General features: G+C 72.0%; 18 protein-coding genes. 11 read left to right on the top strand and 7 right to left on the bottom strand.

Annotated features, from left to right (window positions below; all coding sequences use genetic code 11):
• The first annotated feature begins 53 nt into the window (after positions 1-53).
• Positions 54-623: a uridine kinase family protein gene (locus tag DEJ11_RS13295; protein WP_111104965.1), complete on the top strand. Its 570-nt coding sequence runs from the start codon at positions 54-56 to the stop codon at positions 621-623.
• Here the strand turns inward: DEJ11_RS13295 and DEJ11_RS13290 are convergent.
• Entirely contained in the window at positions 611-1,063 is a 453-nt protein-coding gene (locus DEJ11_RS13290) for a MarR family winged helix-turn-helix transcriptional regulator (RefSeq protein WP_111047250.1), read from the bottom strand. The two genes, DEJ11_RS13295 and DEJ11_RS13290, sit on opposite strands and share 13 nt — an antisense overlap.
• Positions 1,064-1,125: 62 nt before the next feature.
• On the opposite strand from DEJ11_RS13290, the gene DEJ11_RS13285 reads away from it, so the two are divergent.
• The 3 genes from DEJ11_RS13285 (at position 1,126) to DEJ11_RS13275 (ending at position 3,531) form a co-directional block, all read left to right on the top strand.
• Positions 1,126-1,494, top strand: coding sequence for a VOC family protein (locus DEJ11_RS13285; protein WP_111104967.1), 369 nt, complete (start codon positions 1,126-1,128; stop codon positions 1,492-1,494).
• Positions 1,495-1,631: 137 nt separating this feature from the next.
• Complete coding sequence (locus DEJ11_RS13280) at positions 1,632-3,035, top strand: LLM class flavin-dependent oxidoreductase (protein WP_071405065.1); 1,404 nt, start codon at positions 1,632-1,634, stop codon at positions 3,033-3,035.
• Between the two features lie 4 nt (positions 3,036-3,039).
• The gene (locus DEJ11_RS13275; protein WP_111104969.1) at positions 3,040-3,531 is read left to right on the top strand and encodes a GNAT family N-acetyltransferase; all 492 of its coding nucleotides are present in this window, start codon (positions 3,040-3,042) and stop codon (positions 3,529-3,531) included.
• 25 nt (positions 3,532-3,556) lie between these two features.
• Here the strand turns inward: DEJ11_RS13275 and DEJ11_RS13270 are convergent, their stop codons facing one another.
• The 4 genes from DEJ11_RS13270 to DEJ11_RS13255 all read right to left on the bottom strand — a co-directional run bounded on the left by DEJ11_RS13270 (position 3,557) and on the right by DEJ11_RS13255 (position 7,749).
• The gene (locus DEJ11_RS13270) at positions 3,557-4,324 is read right to left on the bottom strand and encodes an SGNH/GDSL hydrolase family protein (protein ID WP_258375532.1); all 768 of its coding nucleotides are present in this window, start codon (positions 4,322-4,324) and stop codon (positions 3,557-3,559) included.
• A gap of 76 nt (positions 4,325-4,400) precedes the next feature.
• Positions 4,401-5,330 (bottom strand): acetamidase/formamidase family protein, encoded by a 930-nt coding sequence (locus DEJ11_RS13265; protein ID WP_111104971.1) that lies wholly within the window; start codon positions 5,328-5,330, stop codon positions 4,401-4,403.
• Complete coding sequence (locus tag DEJ11_RS13260; protein ID WP_071405068.1) at positions 5,327-6,733, bottom strand: APC family permease; 1,407 nt, start codon at positions 6,731-6,733, stop codon at positions 5,327-5,329. The genes DEJ11_RS13265 and DEJ11_RS13260 overlap by 4 nt, the downstream gene beginning before the upstream one ends.
• A gap of 110 nt (positions 6,734-6,843) precedes the next feature.
• A complete protein-coding gene (locus tag DEJ11_RS13255; protein ID WP_258371336.1) occupies positions 6,844-7,749 on the bottom strand; it encodes a proline iminopeptidase-family hydrolase in 906 nt (301 codons plus the stop codon).
• A gap of 86 nt (positions 7,750-7,835) precedes the next feature.
• Between DEJ11_RS13255 and DEJ11_RS13250 the strand changes: the two genes are divergently transcribed.
• Positions 7,836-8,567, top strand: coding sequence for a FadR/GntR family transcriptional regulator (locus DEJ11_RS13250; RefSeq protein WP_111022162.1), 732 nt, complete (start codon positions 7,836-7,838; stop codon positions 8,565-8,567).
• A 51-nt stretch (positions 8,568-8,618) separates the two neighbouring features.
• On the opposite strand, the gene DEJ11_RS13245 is transcribed toward DEJ11_RS13250, so the two are convergent.
• Positions 8,619-9,182, bottom strand: coding sequence for a VOC family protein (locus tag DEJ11_RS13245; protein ID WP_071405071.1), 564 nt, complete (start codon positions 9,180-9,182; stop codon positions 8,619-8,621).
• Positions 9,183-9,455: 273 nt separating this feature from the next.
• Between DEJ11_RS13245 and DEJ11_RS13240 the strand changes: the two genes are divergently transcribed.
• From DEJ11_RS13240 to DEJ11_RS13215, 6 genes are all read left to right on the top strand, one after another.
• Positions 9,456-11,021: an NCS1 family nucleobase:cation symporter-1 gene (locus DEJ11_RS13240; protein ID WP_111103678.1), complete on the top strand. Its 1,566-nt coding sequence runs from the start codon at positions 9,456-9,458 to the stop codon at positions 11,019-11,021.
• Between the two features lie 169 nt (positions 11,022-11,190).
• Positions 11,191-11,955 carry an aspartate/glutamate racemase family protein gene (locus DEJ11_RS13235; RefSeq protein WP_111103677.1) on the top strand — a complete coding sequence of 255 codons (765 nt, stop codon included), beginning with the start codon at positions 11,191-11,193 and terminating at the stop codon, positions 11,953-11,955.
• Positions 11,952-13,328, top strand: a complete 1,377-nt coding sequence (gene allB, locus DEJ11_RS13230) for an allantoinase AllB (protein WP_220038327.1) — start codon at positions 11,952-11,954, stop codon at positions 13,326-13,328. Before DEJ11_RS13235 ends, allB begins: the two co-directional genes overlap by 4 nt.
• 43 nt (positions 13,329-13,371) lie before the next feature.
• Positions 13,372-14,625, top strand: a complete 1,254-nt coding sequence (locus DEJ11_RS13225) for a pyridoxal-phosphate-dependent aminotransferase family protein (protein WP_111103676.1) — start codon at positions 13,372-13,374, stop codon at positions 14,623-14,625.
• On the top strand, positions 14,622-15,881 hold the full coding sequence (locus DEJ11_RS13220; protein WP_111103675.1) for an allantoate amidohydrolase: 1,260 nt from the start codon (positions 14,622-14,624) through the stop codon (positions 15,879-15,881). Before DEJ11_RS13225 ends, DEJ11_RS13220 begins: the two co-directional genes overlap by 4 nt.
• Positions 15,878-16,711 carry a MurR/RpiR family transcriptional regulator gene (locus DEJ11_RS13215; protein WP_111032069.1) on the top strand — a complete coding sequence of 278 codons (834 nt, stop codon included), beginning with the start codon at positions 15,878-15,880 and terminating at the stop codon, positions 16,709-16,711. The genes DEJ11_RS13220 and DEJ11_RS13215 overlap by 4 nt, the downstream gene beginning before the upstream one ends.
• Here DEJ11_RS13215 and DEJ11_RS13210 read toward each other — a convergent pair.
• Complete coding sequence (locus DEJ11_RS13210; RefSeq protein ID WP_111103674.1) at positions 16,678-17,187, bottom strand: SRPBCC family protein; 510 nt, start codon at positions 17,185-17,187, stop codon at positions 16,678-16,680. The two genes, DEJ11_RS13215 and DEJ11_RS13210, sit on opposite strands and share 34 nt — an antisense overlap.
• Between the last annotated feature and the right edge of the window lie 143 nt (positions 17,188-17,330).

The raw sequence follows: 17,330 nt of genomic DNA, 5'->3' as shown, positions 1-17,330 counted from the left end.
CCGCTCAGCCTACGAACCCCGGTGCACCGTCATCGACCTCGTACGCTTGCCCGATGGACCGCGACGGCGTCATCGACCTTGTCGCGTCCCGCCGCGCCTCTGCCCGTGCACCGATCGTCGTCGGTGTCTCCGGCTACTGCGGATCCGGCAAGTCGACGCTGACGCGCACGCTCGTCGAGAGGCTCCCCGGCGCGGTCCGCATCCGCGGCGACGACTTCCTCGACCCCGTTCGGTCCCATCAGCGGTCCGCCGACTGGGACGGCGTCGATCGTCCCCGTCTGGTGTCGTCGGTGCTCGAACCGCACCGAGCCGGTCGGGCGAGCACGTTCCGGCGGTTCGACTGGTCGGTCCGAGCCCTCGGCCCGGCCGAGCCGCTGCCGCGGACGGACGTCCTGGTCGTCGACCTGATCGGACTCTTCCACCCCGACGCGCTCCCGCACCTCGACGTCAGCATCTGGTGTGACGTCGACCTCGACACGGCGGTGCGTCGGGGCACGGCTCGTGACCGCGCGCTCGGGCGCAGGCACGATGCGCTCTGGCGGGACGTGTGGGTCCCCAACGAGCGTGACTTCGAGGATCGGTACGCACCGAAGGACGCCGCTTCGGCGCGCTACGCGCCCTGACGCCGCAGCGACGTCACCATGCTCCGCAGGATCTGACGGGCCTCGGTCTGCTGGTCCGCGCTCAGATCGGCGAGCATCCGCTGCTCAACCCCGCGGATCGCCGCACTCGCCTGCGCCAGGCTCCGTCGCCCGCTGTCGGTCAGCTGCGTGGGGAGCGCCTTGCCGACCGACGGTTCGGTGGCACGGGTGACGAAGCCGTCCCGCTCCAGGGTCTGCAGCAGCACGTTCATCGACTGCCGGGTGACGAAGGTTCCTCGCGCGAGCTCGGAGTTCGACAGGCCGGGGCGCTGCGCGAGCAGTTCGAGGCAGGAGTAGTGCGTCACCGTCATGCCGAGCGGGCGCAGCACGGCCTCCATCGACGCCCGGAGGGCGCTCGCGGTCTCCTTCAGCAGGTAGCCGATCGACGTCTCGAGGTGGATGCCGGTGTCGTCTTGACGCATGTCAGTAGTCTGACATAGCTTGTCCTGTGTCAGAAGACTGACACGTACCCAAGGAGCACTCCATGCCCGTCACCGGCCCCGACTTCATCTCCCTGCAGACCCGCGACCTCGATGCCTCGCAGGCGTTCTACGAGCGCTACCTCGGCCTCGTCCGCTCGCAGACCGGCCCGCCGCACGCCGTCGTGTTCGAGACCACGCCGATCGCCTTCGCCCTGCGCGACCTGGTGCCCGGCACGGACCTCGACGCGGTGGCGCAGCCCGGCGTCGGCGCCGCGGTCTGGCTGCACGCAACGGACGTGCAGGCGATCCACGATGCGCTGGTCGCCGACGGCCACCGCATCGTCTCGGCGCCGATCGACGGTCCCTTCGGTCGGACGTTCACGTTCGCCGACCCCGACGGCTACCACGTCACGCTCCACGACCGCGCCTGAGCCCTGGAACCAGCCACGCGCCCGCCGCGGGTGACGTGACGGACGCGGGGCGGGCCTCCAGGCCGGTGCCGGAGTCGACCGTCACGCTTCGTCACGATCCGTGACGGTCGCAGGTGTCCGACGTAGCGTCTCGACCCGTGACCACCAGCAGCGAGCACCGGCAGATCCGCTTCAACGCGTTCGACATGAACTGCGTCGCGCACCAGTCCTCCGGACTGTGGCGGCACCCCCGCGACCGGTCGCGGGACTACCGCGACCTGACCTACTGGACGGACCTGGCGAAGACGCTCGAGCGCGGGGCGTTCGACGGCATCTTCATCGCCGACGTCCTGGGCACCTACGACGTGTACGGCGGGTCGAACGAGGCCGCGCTCCGCACCGGGTCGCAGGTGCCCGTGAACGACCCGATCCTGCTCGTGTCGGCGATGGCATCGGTGACCGAGCACCTGGGCTTCGGCATCACGGCCGGCACCGCGTACGAGCACCCGTACCCGTTCGCCCGACGCATGTCGACGCTCGACCACCTGACCAAGGGCCGGGTCGGCTGGAACGTCGTCACCGGGTACCTGCCGAGTGCCGCGCGGAACATGGGCCAGACCGACCAGCTGTCGCACGACGACCGGTACGACGTGGCGGACGAGTACCTCGAGGTCCTCTACAAGCTCTGGGAGGGCTCGTGGGAGGACGACGCCGTCGTCGCCGACCGCGAAGCCGGGGTCTTCACGGACCCGGCGAAGGTGCACCCGATCGAGCACCACGGCACGCACTTCGACGTGCCGGGCATCCACCTGTCCGAACCGTCCGTGCAGCGCACGCCCGTCATCTACCAGGCGGGCGCGTCACCGCGCGGCATCCGCTTTGCCGCGGAGAACGCGGAAGCGGTCTTCGTGGGCGCACCGACCGTCGAGCAGCTCGCGTCGACCGTCGCGAAGGTCCGGGACGCCCTGGAGGCAGCTGGTCGCGACCGGTACGCCGCCCGCGTCTACACGCTGCTCACCGTGATCACGGACGCCACCGACGAGCTGGCCCAGGCGAAGTACGAGGACTACCTGTCGTACGCGTCGGAGCTCGGCGCGCTGGTGCTCAACTCCGGCTGGATGGGCGTCGACCTGTCGCAGTGGGACCCGGACCAGCCCCTCGGTGACGTCGAGTCGAACGCGATCCAGTCGGCGGCGGCGAACATCGCGGCAGCGACGGGGGAGGACGGGTCGAAGTGGACGATCCGTGACCTGGCGCGGCAGACGGCGATCGGCGGGCTCGGCCCGGTGGCGGTCGGTGGGGGAGCGACGATCGCCGACCGGCTGCAGGAGATCCAGGAGCTCACCGACGTCGACGGCTTCAACCTGGCGTACGCGGTGACCCCGGGCACGTGGGAGGACGTCATCGAGTTCGTGATCCCGGAGCTCCGTGCCCGTGGGGCCTACCCGGAGGAGTACGAGCCGGGGTCGCTCCGCCAGAAGCTGCACGGCCGCGGAGACCGGCTGCCCGACGAGCACCGTGGGGCGTCGTTCAGGATCGGGAGCCGGGCGGTCGTAGGCTGATCGGGTGATCGAGTCGTCCGTGGTCGTGCGTCCTGCGACCCCGGACGAGACCGACACCTGCATCGACCTCTGGGCCGCGGCCGTGGCTGCCCGTGACGGTGCCTCCGAGGACCCGGCAGTGCGGGAGCGCGCGCGGCAGAAGTTCGCGGCGGAGCACGTCGCCTGGCTGGTGGCTCCCGGCCCGGACGGCGCGGTCGACGGCTTCGTGCTCGTCACGGCACCGGGCACCGGTCGGTCGACGGACCCGGCGGACGCCGCCTACCTGTCGTTGCTCGCGGTGCGTCCCGGGGTGCAGGCCCGCGGGGTCGGACGGTCGCTGCTGTCCGAGGCGGTGCACGACGCCCGGGCCGCCGGACACCCCCGCGTGGTGCTGCACGTGCTCGGCGACAACGACCGGGCGGTGCGGCTGTACGAGGCGGGCGGCTTCGTGGCGACGGGCGACGAGTTCGCGCACGCGCTGAGCGGGGTCACCACCCGCGTGTACGTCGCGGGCTGAGCGGGCCGCGGCTGGCTGGCGCTGGCTATGCGTCCTGACCGCGCACCGGCGTCCACGTCGGGTAGGTCGCCGAGCGTCCGTCGCCGGACGACGTGCGGGTGATCCGGCGCTGGACCCACGGCAGGACGTACTCGCGGTAGTAGCGGAGTTCCTCGCCCAGACGGGTCCGGGCGGCACCGGGGTCCGCGGGTTCGACCGGCGCGGGGCCGTCCAGGACCGCGTGCAGCGCCAGGTCCGCGACGCGCTGGTGCCCGGTGGCGTTCATGTGCAGCCGGTCGTCCGACCAGAACTCCGCGCGGCGCAGGTGCGGGTCGCGGGAGACGTCGACGAACGGCAGGCGACGGCGTCGGGCGAGGGTGCCGAGCGCCTCGGCCCAGGCATCACCGCGGCGGTTGATCAGGGAACCGAGGGGCAGGCGGGCGCTCGGGTCGGCCGGGCTGAGGAGCGCCAGGCGCGCCCCGGTGGCCTCGACGCGGTCGGCGGCGGCCTCGACCTGCCCGATCAGCGCGTCCACCTCGAAGCGCGGGCGCAGCAGGTCGTTGCCGCCGGCGCAGAAGGTGATGAGGGTCGGCGCCGGGTCGAGCGCGAGGGCGGCCCCGAGCTGGCCGTCGAGGACCCCGGCGAGCAGTCGGCCGCGCACCGCGAGGTTCGCGTACGAGACGTGGGCGTCCGAGGCGCCCGCCATCGCGCTCGCGAGTCGTCCGGTCCAGCCGGGGAACGGAGCGGGTCCGGCGTCGCCGATGCCCTCCGAGAAGCTGTCGCCGATCGCGACGTAGCGGATGGTGTCGTGCATGCGCCCCATCATCGTGCACATGCCTGTGCAGGTTCCCGGCACGACCCTCGTACCGGGAACCCGCATCAGCGAACCCTCACAGCACCGCCTTCGGCACCCGGTGCAGGGTGACCGCACCGACGGCGGCGAAGGGGTGCAACGGGTCCGGGGCGGTGGAGCCGGTCGGCCCGCCGAGCTTCGAGTCACCGACCGCGCTGAGTACCGCGTAGGCGTCCTCGGGGGTCCAGCCGTGCTCGTCGACGAGGAACGCGAAGGCGTCCTCGTACCCGCGCCGGACGCTCTCCTGCACGGGGTCGCCGAGGCCGACGAACAGCCAGTCGTCGGCGGTCTCGATGCGGGGTGCGCGGAGCACCGGGCCGCCCTTGACCAGGTCGACGGAGACGATCGCGGTGCCCTGGGCCTCGATGGCGACGAACGACGACTCGCCCTCGGCCATGAGCGCGTGGATGTCGCCGATCGACAGCAGCGCACCGGGGACCCGGACAGGCAGTGAGACGGTCGAGCCGGGGCGGGCCTCGGTGACGTCCATGTTGCCGCCCTCCGGGTAGGCCGGCATGATCGTCGAGTTCTCGCCCTCGGCCGGGGCCGTCCCGATGCACCCGATCATCGGCCGGACGGGGAACCGGTGCCGGTCGGACACCTGCACCATGTCGTCCGAGATCGGGCAGCGGCGGGCGAAGACCCGGTCGCCCATCACGTGCTGCAGGGCCCCGGAGCCGGGCAGGGACACCGACCAGCCGTGCGTGGTCAGCTCGATGGCGTGGATGGTCACCACGAGGGTGTCGCCGGGTTCCGCCCCCTCGACGAACACCGGGCCGGTCACCGGGTTGATCGTTGCCTGCAGCTGCGCCATGTCGTGGTGCTGGTCGAGTTCGGCGTAGACGGCGTCGGTGGTCTCGAAGCCGATGGTCTCGCCGGTGCCGGGGCGGACCCGCAGCACGGGCTCCCGGTCGGCCGAGAACCCGGGGCGGCCGAGGGTGTTCGGCAGGAAGTGGTCCGGGGTCATCGTGCGTCCTCCGTCGTCGGTTCTGCTTCGGAGCCCACCTCGGTGGAGCGGCCGGTGCGTCGGTAGTACAGGAACACGGCCGCGCCGACGATCAGCCAGATGATCCCGCCGACCTTCGCCTCGACCGCGGCGTTGAGCAGGACGTACCCGATGATCAGGAACCCGACCAGCGGCACGACCAGGTGCAGCAGCCAGTTGCGCGACTTCCCCTTGACGACGTGGTGCACGAAGACGGACACGTGCAGGAGCATGAAGCCGAAGAGCGCGCCGAAGTTCACGAGCGACGAGATCGTGTCGATCTGCCCGACGAAGAAGAGCACCAGGATCGCGGAGAGCACCGAGACGACGATGATCGCGTTCTGCGGCACCTGGCGCCCGTTGAGCTTGTGCAGGAACGCGGGCAGCTGACGGTCGCGGCTCATCGAGAAGAGCAGGCGGCTCGTCGCGGCCTGCGCGGCCATGGCGTTCGCGATGCCGACGGCGAGCACGTTGACGGCGAAGAACGCGGTGGCCCACCCGCTCGACGAGGCCTGCTCGACGATGGTGAAGAAGGCGTTGCCGGCCTCGCTGTCCGAGAACGAGTCCCGCCCCGCGGCCAGGGCGGATGCGAGCCAGGTCTGCAGGATGAACAGGAACGCCACGATGACGAGCGCCAGGATCATCGCCGTGCCGGCTCCGCCACGACGGCCGGTGGACTCCTCGGACAGCGTCGAGATGCCGTCGAAGCCCAGGAAGCTCAGCACCGCGATCGACAGGGCCGAGGCGATGAGCGGCGCCGACACCTTGGCCGGGTCCCAGATCTGCTCGGTGCCGAAGGACGCGTCGGGGATCGTGCCACCGGTCAGCGCGACGATCGCGATGACGACGAAGATCGCGACGAAGACGAGCTCGATGAGCAGGAAGATGCGGTTCGCGAGCTTGAGCGAGGACACCCCGGCCAGGTTGATGACGGTGTTGATCGCGACGAACACGAGTGCCCACAGCCAGCGGGGCGTGCCCGGGAAGATGCCGACCATGCTCTCCGCGGCGAACACGTAGAGCAGCGTCGGGACGAGCAGGTAGTCGAGCAGGATCGCCCAGCCGGCGAAGAACCCGGCGGTGGGGTGGATGCCGCGGCCGACGTACGAGAACACGCTGCCGGCGAGGGGGATCGACTTCGCCATCTGCGCGTAGGCCAGGGCGGTGAAGATCATCGCGACGAGGCCGACGAGGTACACCAGCGGCACCATGCCGCTGGAGGCGTTGTAGACGGTCCCGAAGATCGCCCAGGGGGCGATCGGGACCATGAAGACCAGGCCGTAGATGAGCAGGTCGGTGGTGGAGACGGAGCGCTTGAGCTCCTGCTTGTAGCCGTAGGCCTCGAGCTGCTGCTGTGCGGAGAGCTCGCTGTGCTGCTGCGACATGTCGGGTTCCGTTTCGGGTGGAGGGACGGGTGCGGCGGTGGGGGTGGGGACTGCTTGCCTGGAGGCGCGGGGCGGGCCCGTCCCGCGCCTCCAGACCGAAGGTGGCCGGGTCAGGCGTCGTCGTGCGCGGCCAGGAAGGCCGCGACGACCCGGCGGAACTCCGCCGGCTGTTCCAGGTGCGAGCAGTGGCTCGCGCCGGGGAAGACATGCTGCTGGACGTCGGCGATCCGCTCGACGAACGGCGCCCACGTGGCGGGCGTGGCCTCGTCGTGCTCGCCGGCGACGACGAGCGTCGGCACGGCGACGCGGTCGAGCCGGTCGACGATGGTCCAGTCGCGCATCGTGCCGATGACGTGGAACTCGTTCGGGCCGTTCATCGTGTGGTAGACCGTCGGCTCGCGCTCCATCTGCTCCTCGGAGTCGACGAAGTCCTGCGGCATCGGGACCACGCGGCAGACGTGCCGCTCGTAGAAGACCTGCGTCGCCGCCAGGTACTCGGGGTCGTCGACGGTGCCGGCCGTCTCGTGCCGGGTCAGGGCGTCCTGCACGTCGGCGGGCAGCTGCGCGCGGAGCTCGGCGGCGCCGTCGACCCAGAGCTGCATCGACGCGGGGGAGTTGCAGATCGCCAGCGACCGGAGCCCCGCGGGCTGCTGCACCGCGATCTCGGCGCCGAGCATGCCGCCCCACGACTGCCCGAGCACGTGGTGGTCGCCGAGCCCGAGGTGCTCGACCAGGGCGGCGTACTCGTCGACGAACAGCTGCGGCTGCCAGGTGTCGACCGGCGCGTCCGGGCGGTGGCTGCTCCGGCCGCAGCCGAACTGGTCGTGGTGGACGACGGTCCGGCCGGTCTCGTCGGCCAGGGCCGCGAGGTTCCGGAGGTAGTCGTGGGCCATGCCGGGCCCGCCGTGCAGGACGACGAGGGGCAGCGCGCCCGCGACCGGGGTGTCGGGCGTGGTGACTCGGTACCAGGTCTCGCCGTCGCGGAACGGCATCGTGGATTCGGTGATGCTGGACATGGGGGTCAGCATGGAGCGGAAAAAGGTCCCACGCAATACCTTTTCTGCTGCCTTAACGTGGTCGTAACACCGCGAAGGGGGTCCGTGTGTCCGATCGTGCGACCGAGACGCGCGTCGACGAGGTCGAGGACCGCCTCGTGACCGCCGTCGCCGTGGGTGAGTACCTGCCCGGCGCGAACCTGCCGCCGGAACGCGAACTGGCCGGCCTGCTCGGCGTCGCCCGGGTCACCGTGCGCGGTGCGATCGCGCGGCTCGTCGAACGGGGGCTGCTCGAGACCCGTCGAGGCCGGGGCGGCGGCACGTTCGTCCGCACCGAGTGGCCGGACAACTCTTCGGACGCCGTCGGGCGGGTGCTGCTCGCCCGGTGGGAGGCGATCCAGGACACCGCCGACGCCATCGCGCTCCTGCACGGGGCGCTCGCGACGGCCGCCGCGGAACGGGTCACCCCGGACGACGCCGCCCTGATCCGTGCACGGCTCGAGGTGTTCCGCGACGCCACCTCGGGGCTCGAGAAGCAGCAGGCCGACGCCGTGCTGCACCGGACGATCATCGACGCCGCGCGGAACGACGCCCTGCGGACGGCGCTCGCCGGGTTGGAGGCGCAGATCTCCATCGCCGCCCCGGCGCACCTGTGGGGCACGGCCGAGGGCATGGCGGAGATGGAGACCCGCGCGCTCCACGAGCACGAACTGCTGGTGGACGCGGTGTGTTCGGGGCGGGCACCCGAGGCGGGCGTGATCGCCCGGCAGCACGTCGGGATCGACGTCGAACTGCTCGAACGGGCCGTACGGCGGACGGGGCAGGTGCCCCGCCACTGAGAGGACGGTCTGTCGGTCGGTGTGTTGGTCGGTCGGTGCGGCGGTCGGTCGTCAGTGCACGGCGGGTGCCGGCACCGGGTAGACGTCGTCGGGCATCGGCCACGGCGCCCACTTCGGCCGCGGCGCGTACACCAGGTACGGCTGCGGCGTCGGGTAGCTGACGAGCTCGAGTGTCGACCCCCACGGCGTGCGCGTGTAGACGAACCGGTTACCGGCCCCCGCCTCGTCACCACGCAGGTCGCGCGGGTCGGAGTTCCGGGTACCGCCGGCTGACTCGACCCGGGCGAGCGTCTCGTCCAGGTCATCGGCGTACATCGCCAGGTGCTGCCACCCCAGGTCGGACGGGTGTGCGGCGTTCCGCTGCTCGGGCCCCAGGTACTCGAACAGCTCGAGCCCCGGCCCCTCCGGCAGCGCGAGCATCCGCATGGCTCCCTGCGCCATGGTGCTCGGGATGCCGAGGTAGCCGTGCGCCTCGGAACTGCTGTTCGGCGTCTCGTCACGACGCCGCATGTCGTACAGGACGACGGCGTCGAACGCCGCCTCGAAGAACTGCGTGGCTGCGTCGATGTCCGGCACCGTGACGCCCACGTGGTCGATCCTGATTCCCCTGCTCATGGTCGATTCGTACCACCGGCGGTCCCCGCGGCTCGGGTCGGGGCGAGGTCCGTGCGGGGTCGGTGCCCATCGATGCGGCAAGCCGCACCGCGGCTCCGCGCGCGGCACCGGGCGCGGTCGGCGCCGGTCTCGACCACCGTCCCGGAACGGTCGTTCCAGGACGGGGTGCGGGACACGCGACCGTTACACGAGGGAAACGGCGGGGGCGAAGTCGCTCCGTAGCTTCGTGCTCAAGCACGCACCGCCCCGCTTCCCACTCCCTCGGAGGACGCCATGGCTACCGACATCGCGACACCAGTCGCCGCGCCCCACGCCCCCACCACGACCGCCGCTCCCGCACCAGCGGGTGCCGGTGTCGTCAAGCCCGGGTACGACCCGGCGCTCACGAACGAGGACCTCGCCCCGCTGCGCGAGCAGCGCTGGACGAGCTACAACTTCTTCGCGTTCTGGATGTCCGACGTGCACTCCGTCGGCGGCTACGTCACCGCCGGGTCGCTCTTCGCCCTCGGCATCGCGAGCTGGCAGGTGCTCATCGCCCTGGTGGTCGGCATCCTCATCGTGCAGGTCTTCGCCAACCTGATCGCCAAGCCGTCGCAGCGCACCGGTGTGCCGTACCCGGTGATCAACCGCGCGGTGTTCGGGGTGCTCGGCGCGAACGTCCCCGCCATCATCCGCGGCCTCATCGCGATGGCCTGGTACGGCGTGCAGACCTTCCTCGCCGCCCAGTCGCTGAACATCATCTTCCTCAAGTTCATCCCGGCGTCCGCGGGGCTGCTCGACCACTCGTTCCTCGGGCTGTCGGCCCTGGGGTGGATCTCGTACGCGATCCTCTGGGTGGCGCAGGGCGCGCTGTTCTGGATGGGCATGGAGGCCATCAAGCGGTTCATCGACTGGGCCGGACCGGCGGTCTACGTGGTGATGATCGTGCTCGCGGTCTACCTGGTCAGCCAGGCGGGCATCGGCAACATCTCGTTCACCCTGTCGGCCGGCGAGCCGCTGTCGTTCGGGGCGTCGATCCCGGTGATGCTGTCCGCGGTCGCCCTGGTGGTCAGCTACTTCTCCGGCCCGATGCTGAACTTCGGTGACTTCTCGCGCTACGGCCGGTCGTTCCGTGCGGTCAAGCGCGGCAACTTCTGGGGTCTGCCGATCAACTTCCTGTTCTTCTCGGTCCTGACGGTCCTCTGCGCCAGTGCGACGGTGCCGGTGTTCGGCAAGCTCATCACCGACCCGATCGAGACCGTGCAGGCCATCGGAGCACCCTTCGCGATCCTGCTCGGTGGCCTGACCTTCGTCACGGCGACCGTCGGCATCAACATCGTGGCGAACTTCATCAGCCCCGCGTTCGACTTCTCGAACGTGGCACCCCGGAAGATCTCGTGGCGGGCCGGTGGCATGATCGCCGCGGTCGGCTCCGTGCTCCTCACCCCGTGGAACTGGTACGGCAACGACCAGGCGATCCTGTACACGCTCGGGGTGCTCGGTGCGCTGATCGGCCCGCTGTTCGGCATCCTCATCGCGGGCTACTACATCGTCGGCAAGCAGCGCATCGCGATCGACGACATGTACTCCACGAGCCGTACCGCCCGGTACTGGTACCGCGGCGGGTTCAACCCGAACGCCATCTGGACCCTCGTGGTCACCGGCGCGATCTCGGTGGCGAGCGCGGTCCTGCCCCCGGCACTCGGCGTGCTGCCGTGGCTGGCGAGCTACAGCTGGTTCATCGGGTGCGGACTGGGCCTCGTCGTCTTCTGGGCGCTCGAGCGTGTCCGGCCGAGCATGCCCGTGCTCGACGCGGACGACCCCTCGGTCGACGACGGCGCGGCCGTCGGTCGCGCCTGACCGCCGGCGTCGCGGCCCGTCCTCCACAGGGCGGGTCGCGGCGCTCGGTCGTCCACAGATCCGCACCACGGCCGGGAGGCCCGCCCCGCCCCCGCCACGATGGTCACCACCCAGCACCACCCAGCACCACCGGTTCCACCGCTCCACTCGCTCCACCGGAAGGACCCCGATGCGCATCCGCGTCGTCAACCCCAACACCACCGCGTCGATGACACGGGCGATCGGCGTCGCGGCCCAGGCCGCCGCGGCCCCCGGCACGCTGGTCGAAGCGGTCGAACCCTCGATGGGGCCGGCCTCGATCGAGAGCCACTACGAAGAAGCCCTGGCCGTGCCCGGGCTACTCGAGCAGATCGCCCGCGGTGAGCAGGACGGGGTGGACGCCTTCGTCGTCGCCTGCTTCGGGGACCCGGGGCTCGACGCCGCGCGGGAGCTCGCGACGGTGCCGGTGATCGGGATCGCCGAGGCCGGGTTCCACGCCGCCGCGCTGCTCGGCCGGCGGTTCGGCGTCGTCACCACCCTGGCGCGGACCACCGGCCGCGCCCACGAGCTCGCCCAGCGCTACGGCTTCGCCCCGCTCGTCACGGAGATCCGGGCGTGCGAGGTCCCGGTGCTCGAACTCGACGATCCCGAGTCCAGTGCACGGGCGCTCGTGATCGAGGAGTGCCGAGCGGTCATCGACGGCGGAGCCGATGTCGTCGTGCTCGGGTGCGCGGGCATGGCCGACTTCTGCGCCGAGGTCTCGCTGGCCATCGGGGCACCGGTCGTCGACGGCGTCGCGGCCGCCACGGTCCTGGCGGAGTCGCTCGTCCGGCTCGGGTTGTCCACCGGCAAGCGCGGCGAGTACGCCCTGCCGCCGGTGAAGGCGATGTCGGGGCTGCTGGCGGGCTTCGAACACCACCCGGCGACGGTCGTGACGGCCGGAGCGGGCGCGTGACGGGCCTCCCGGCGGGCGGCACGGCAGACCTGGTCGTCCGCGCGCAGCGAGCTTGGGTCGACGGCACGTTCCGTCCAGCTGCGGTCGTCGTCCACGACGGCCGGGTCACCGGCGTCCTGCCCGTCGACGCGGTCGTCGACGCCGTGCAGGACCACACCGTGCCGGACGGGCAGGTGCTGCTCCCCGGGCTCGTCGACACCCACGTGCACGTCAACGAACCCGGCCGCACCGAGTGGGAGGGCTTCGCGTCCGCGACCCGGGCCGCCGCGATGGGCGGGGTCACCACGATCGTGGACATGCCGCTCAACTCCATCCCCGCGACCACCACGGTCGAGGCGCTCGCCGTCAAGCGTGCGAGTGCCGAGGGTCGGGTCGCGGTCGACGTCGGGTTCTGGGGCGGCGCGGTCCCCGCGGGTCTCGGCTCGCTCGACGCCCTGCACGACGCTGGCGTCTTCGGGTTCAAGTGCTTCACGGCGCCGAGCGGTGTCGACGAGTTCCCGCACCTCGACCCCGAGCAGCTCCGCGTCGCGATCGCCGAGGTCGCCCGGATCGACGCGCTGCTGATCGTGCACGCCGAGGACCCGGAACACCTCGTGCCGCACCAGGCGCTCGGCGGCCGGTACGCCGACTTCCTGGCCACCCGGCCCGTCGCCGCCGAACGGTCCGCGATCGCGCAGGTCATCGACGGCGCGCGGGCGACCGGTGCGCGGGTACACGTGCTGCACCTGTCCGACGCGGGCGCGCTGCCGATGCTCCGCGCGGCGAAGGAGGACGGCGTCCGGATCACGGTCGAGACGTGCCCGCACTACCTGTCGTTCGAGGCGGGCACGATCCCGGACGGCGCGACCGCCTACAAGTGCTGCCCGCCGATCCGCGACGACGCCAACCGTGACGCGCTGTGGGCCGGCGTGCTCGACGGCACGATCGACCTCGTCGTGTCGGACCACTCGCCCTCCACCGCCGACCTGAAGACCGATGACTGGGGCCTCGCCTGGGGCGGGGTCGCCGGCCTGCAGGTCGGGTTCCGGGCGGTGTGGACCGAGGCCGAGCGTCGCGGGATCCCGCTCGAGGCGCTGCTCCCGCTGTTCACGACCGGTCCGGCCGCCCTGGTCGGGCTGCGCGACCGCGGGGTGATCGCTCCCGGTGCCCTGGCGCACTTCGTTGTGTTCGACCCGTCCGCCGAGTCGGTCGTCGACGTCGCCGGGCTCGAGCACCGCAACCCGGTGTCCGCGTTCGACGGGCTCCGCGTGCGTGGCAGCGTCACCGAGACCTGGCTCCGCGGCCGTCGCATCGCCACGGCGGACGGGGGCGTGGTCGGCGTCGAGGGGCAGCTGGCCGGACGACCCGTGCTCGCGGCGGAAACACCCCTGTAACGATCGTTCCGGTATCGTCGGATCAGGAACGGAAGGAACCACCATGCTCCCAGTGAACCCACCCGCCCGTCTCCTCATGGGGCCCGGCCCGATCGACGCCGACCCGCGCGTGCTCCGTGCCCTGTCGACGCCGCTCGTCGGCCAGTACGACCCCTGGATGACCTCGACGATGAACGAGACGCAGGCGCTCTACCGCCGCGTGTTCGGCACCCGCAACGATGCGACGCTGCTCGTGGACGGCACCTCGCGCGCGGGGATCGAAGCGGTGCTGGTGTCACTGCTCGCCCCGGGTGACCGCGTGCTCGTGCCGGTGTTCGGTCGGTTCGGGCACCTGCTCGCCGAGATCGCCGGCCGTGCCGGGGCCGAGGTCCACACCATCGAGACCGACTGGGGTCAGGTCTTCACGCCGTCCGCCATCGAGTCGGCGATCGCCCGCGTCCGGCCGAAGGTGCTGGCGGTCGTGCAGGGCGACACCTCGACCACGATGAACCAGCCGCTCGACGAACTCGGTGCGATCTGCGAGCGGTACGGCGTCCTGCTCTACACCGACGCCACCGCGACGGTCGGCGGCAACCCGCTCGAGGTCGACGCCTGGGGGATCGACGCCGTGAGCGCCGGGCTGCAGAAGTGCCTCGGCGGCCCGTCCGGCAGTGCGCCCGTCACGCTGTCGCCGAAGGCCGTGGCCGTGCTCGACGAGCGGCGGAGCGTCGAGGCCGGCATCCGCGAACCCGGTGACGACGTCGCCGACGAACCGATCCGCTCGAACTACCTCGACCTCGCGATGATCCTCGACTACTGGGGTCCCCGCCGCCTGAACCACCACACCGAGGCCGCTTCGATGCTCTACGCCGCGCACGAGTGCGCCCGCATCCTGCTCGAGGAAGGCCGCGACGCCGTCGTCGCCCGCCACGAGACAGCCGGGCGCGCGATGCTCGCCGGGGTGCAGGCCCTCGGACTCCGGGTCTTCGGTGACGTCGCCCACAAGATGCACAACGTCGTCGCCGTCGAGATCCCGTCCGACGTCGGCGGCGACCAGGTCCGCGGCGCGATGCTCGACGACCACGGAATCGAGATCGGCACCTCGTTCGGGCCGCTGCACGGACGGGTCTGGCGCATCGGCACCATGGGCTACAACGCCCGGAAGGACACCGTGGTCACGACCCTGGCCGCGCTCGAGCACACCCTGCGCCGGGCCGGGCACGCGGTCCCGCACGGCGGCGGTGTCGATGCCGCCCTCGACGTCTTCCGTGACGACACCGCCGCGGTCGCTCCCGCCGGGGCGGAGGTGCTCGCGTGAGCGCCGTGCCCGTCCTGAACGCCACCGCCGTGGGCACCGCGGACGCCGAACTCGTCGCCCGCTGGTGCGACGAGCTCGCCGCCCTCACCGCCGAACCGGGCCGCATCACCCGCGTCTACCTGTCACCCGAGCACGCCAGGGCGAACGCCCTCGTCGCGGGCTGGATGCAGGACGCCGGACTGTCAACCTGGCAGGACGCCGCCGGCAACCTGCACGGCCGGGCCGCGGGCGCGACGCCCGACGCCCCCGTGCTGCTGCTCGGCTCGCACCTGGACACCGTGGTGGACGCCGGCCGGTACGACGGCGTCGTCGGGGTGCTCATGGCGATCCGCACGGTCGCCCGGCTCACCGCCGACGGTCCGCTGCCCGTCGCGCTCGAGGTCATTGCGTTCTCCGACGAAGAGGGCACGCGCTTCGGCAAGGCCCTGCTCGGGTCGTCCGCGGTGGCCGGGGTCTGGGACGACGCCTGGTGGGACCTGACCGACGGTGACGGCGTCACGCTCCGACAGGCCTTCACCGACTTCGGCCTCGACCCGGAGCGCGTCGGCGACGCCGCGGTCGACCCGGCGTCGGTGGTCGGCTACCTCGAGGCGCACATCGAGCAGGGGCCGCACCTCGAACAGGCCGGGCAGGCCCTCGGGGTCGTCACGAGCATCGCGAGTGCCCGCCGGTTCTCGGTCGAGGCCGTGGGAGAGGCCCGGCACGCCGGTGGCACCCCCTACGAGCGCCGGCACGACGCGCTGCTCGCCGCTGCCGAGGCCGCGCTCGCGGTGGAACGGATCTGCCGGGCATCGCACCAGGTCGGCACCGTCGGCACGATGACCGTCGAACCCGGAGCCGTCAACGTCGTCCCCGGGCTCGCACGGTTCTCCGTCGACCTGCGCGGCGAGTTCGACGACGAGCGCGACGAGGTCTGGGACGAACTCACCAAGGCCTTCACGCTCATCGGTGAACGGCGCGGGGTGAGCGTCACCCCGACCGAGGTGCACCGTGCGCCCGCGGTGTTCTGCTCGCCCCGGCTGATGGATGCCGTCCGCGCCGGGATCGTGTCGACGGGCGAGACCGCGCCCATGGAGCTGTTCTCACGAGCCGGCCACGACGCGATGTCGCTCGGGCTCGTGACCGACGTGGCGATGCTGTTCCTCCGCAACCCCGACGGCATCAGCCACCACCCGGACGAGTTCGTGTCGACGCCGGACATCGCCCTCGGCCTCGACGCCCTGGCCGTCGCCGTCGACCGGGTGGCCCGCGCATGAGCACCGCCGGCCCCGACGTCCGCGCCCGGATCGACTCCGTCTGGGAACAGCTCTCGCCCGCCGAACGACGGGTCGCCGCCATGGTCCGCCACGACCCGGAACTCCTGCTCGTCGGCACCTCCGCCGAACTCGCGGCCGAGTCCGGCACCTCGAAGGCCACGGTCTCGCGACTCGTGCGGTCGCTCGGGTTCCAGGACGCCGCCGAGGTCCGGCAGAACCTGATGTCCGCACGGGGTTCCGGCCTGCCGTGGGTCGCCGAGGACGCCGCCCACGTCGACCAGCGCGCGGTCGAGGCGCGGAACCTCGACGCGGCCTTCGCATCCCTCGGCCGCGCGGACCGCCCGCGACTGGCCCGTCGGATCGTCCGGGCCCGCCGCGTGCTCGTCCTCGGGGAACGCGGCGCGTACCCGATCGCGCTGCAACTGCGGTCCCAGCTGGCGCAGGTGCGGTCCGACGTCCGGGTCGGGCCGTCGCCCGGGCAGCGACTCGGCGAAGAGGTCGCCGACCTCGACCGGCACGACCTCGTGATCCTGGTGACCGTGCGTCGGCACACCGCCGGGGTCGAACGGATCGTCCGGCACTGCGTCGACTCCGGGGCGGACGTCATCGTCCTCGGCGACCCGACGGCCGCGGTCATCGCCGCTCCCGCCGCCACCGCGATCCTCTGCCCGGTCGACTCACCGTCGGCGTTCGACTCGATGGCCGCGCTGTTCGCCGTCGTCGCCGCGATCACGAACGACGTCTACGACGCCTCGGGCCCGGGTGGCCGGGTGCGGGTCGACGCCGTCGCCACCGCCTACGACGCGCTCGGGGAGCTCGCCGCGCCCTGATCGCCGTCCGATCCGGCGCGCTCCTCGGCACGCAGTTCGGCGGCGAGCGAGGCATTGCGGTCGGCGATGAGCCGCGGCATGTACCGGGCCAGCGCGAGCAGCTCGGCCAGGCGGCCCAGCGGGCCGAGCGGTGCCCGGAACGTGATGGTGTCGACCATGCGCGTGCCGCCGGCCGACGGCTCGAAGCGGTGCTCGTGGTGGAACCGGGCGAACGGCCCACGCACCTGTTCGTCGACGAACCAGTGGGGTGCCTCCAGGGCGGTGATCCGGCTCGTCATCCGCCACACGATCCCGAAGTGCCGCGCACGCCAGGTGACGGACTCGCCCAGGCCGATCGTGCCGGCCGTCGTGCCGGCGACGGCGCGTTCGTCGGTCGCGGCCATCGATCGCTCGTGCGCGCCGATGTCGAGCGACAGCGCGAAGGCGCGCTCCGGCGGAACCGGCAGGTCCGTCACGACCCGGAACGAGACGGTCACGACGTCGGCCAGACCATCGGGGCGGACCGGTCGTCGTCGGCGTCGCCGAGCTCGGGGACCGAGAGCACCAGTCGCTCGGTGCGGAGGGTGACGGGCTGCACGGTTCGAGCCTAGCCACGACGGCGCGGGCGGTAGCGTCGGGG

It is taken from the genome of Curtobacterium sp. MCLR17_058, from assembly GCF_003234705.2.
Classification (GTDB): Bacteria; Actinomycetota; Actinomycetes; order Actinomycetales; family Microbacteriaceae; genus Curtobacterium; species Curtobacterium flaccumfaciens.
Note: the sequence above shows the minus strand (reverse complement) of the source record. Positions and strands in the feature narration are given on the sequence as shown.

What these genes read in the sequence shown, in the direction of transcription:
- DEJ11_RS13295 (WP_111104965.1), top strand. Translation starts at nt 54, where the DNA reads ATGGACCGCGACGGCGTCATCGACCTTGTCGCGTCCCGCCGCGCCTCT.
- DEJ11_RS13290 (WP_111047250.1), bottom strand. Translation starts at nt 1,063, where the DNA reads ATGCGTCAAGACGACACCGGCATCCACCTCGAGACGTCGATCGGCTAC.
- DEJ11_RS13285 (WP_111104967.1), top strand. Translation starts at nt 1,126, where the DNA reads ATGCCCGTCACCGGCCCCGACTTCATCTCCCTGCAGACCCGCGACCTC.
- DEJ11_RS13270 (WP_258375532.1), bottom strand. Translation starts at nt 4,324, where the DNA reads ATGCACGACACCATCCGCTACGTCGCGATCGGCGACAGCTTCTCGGAG.
- DEJ11_RS13265 (WP_111104971.1), bottom strand. Translation starts at nt 5,330, where the DNA reads ATGACCCCGGACCACTTCCTGCCGAACACCCTCGGCCGCCCCGGGTTC.
- DEJ11_RS13260 (WP_071405068.1), bottom strand. Translation starts at nt 6,733, where the DNA reads ATGTCGCAGCAGCACAGCGAGCTCTCCGCACAGCAGCAGCTCGAGGCC.
- DEJ11_RS13255 (WP_258371336.1), bottom strand. Translation starts at nt 7,749, where the DNA reads ATGTCCAGCATCACCGAATCCACGATGCCGTTCCGCGACGGCGAGACC.
- DEJ11_RS13245 (WP_071405071.1), bottom strand. Translation starts at nt 9,182, where the DNA reads ATGAGCAGGGGAATCAGGATCGACCACGTGGGCGTCACGGTGCCGGAC.
- DEJ11_RS13240 (WP_111103678.1), top strand. Translation starts at nt 9,456, where the DNA reads ATGGCTACCGACATCGCGACACCAGTCGCCGCGCCCCACGCCCCCACC.
- DEJ11_RS13235 (WP_111103677.1), top strand. Translation starts at nt 11,191, where the DNA reads ATGCGCATCCGCGTCGTCAACCCCAACACCACCGCGTCGATGACACGG.
- DEJ11_RS13225 (WP_111103676.1), top strand. Translation starts at nt 13,372, where the DNA reads ATGCTCCCAGTGAACCCACCCGCCCGTCTCCTCATGGGGCCCGGCCCG.
- DEJ11_RS13215 (WP_111032069.1), top strand. Translation starts at nt 15,878, where the DNA reads ATGAGCACCGCCGGCCCCGACGTCCGCGCCCGGATCGACTCCGTCTGG.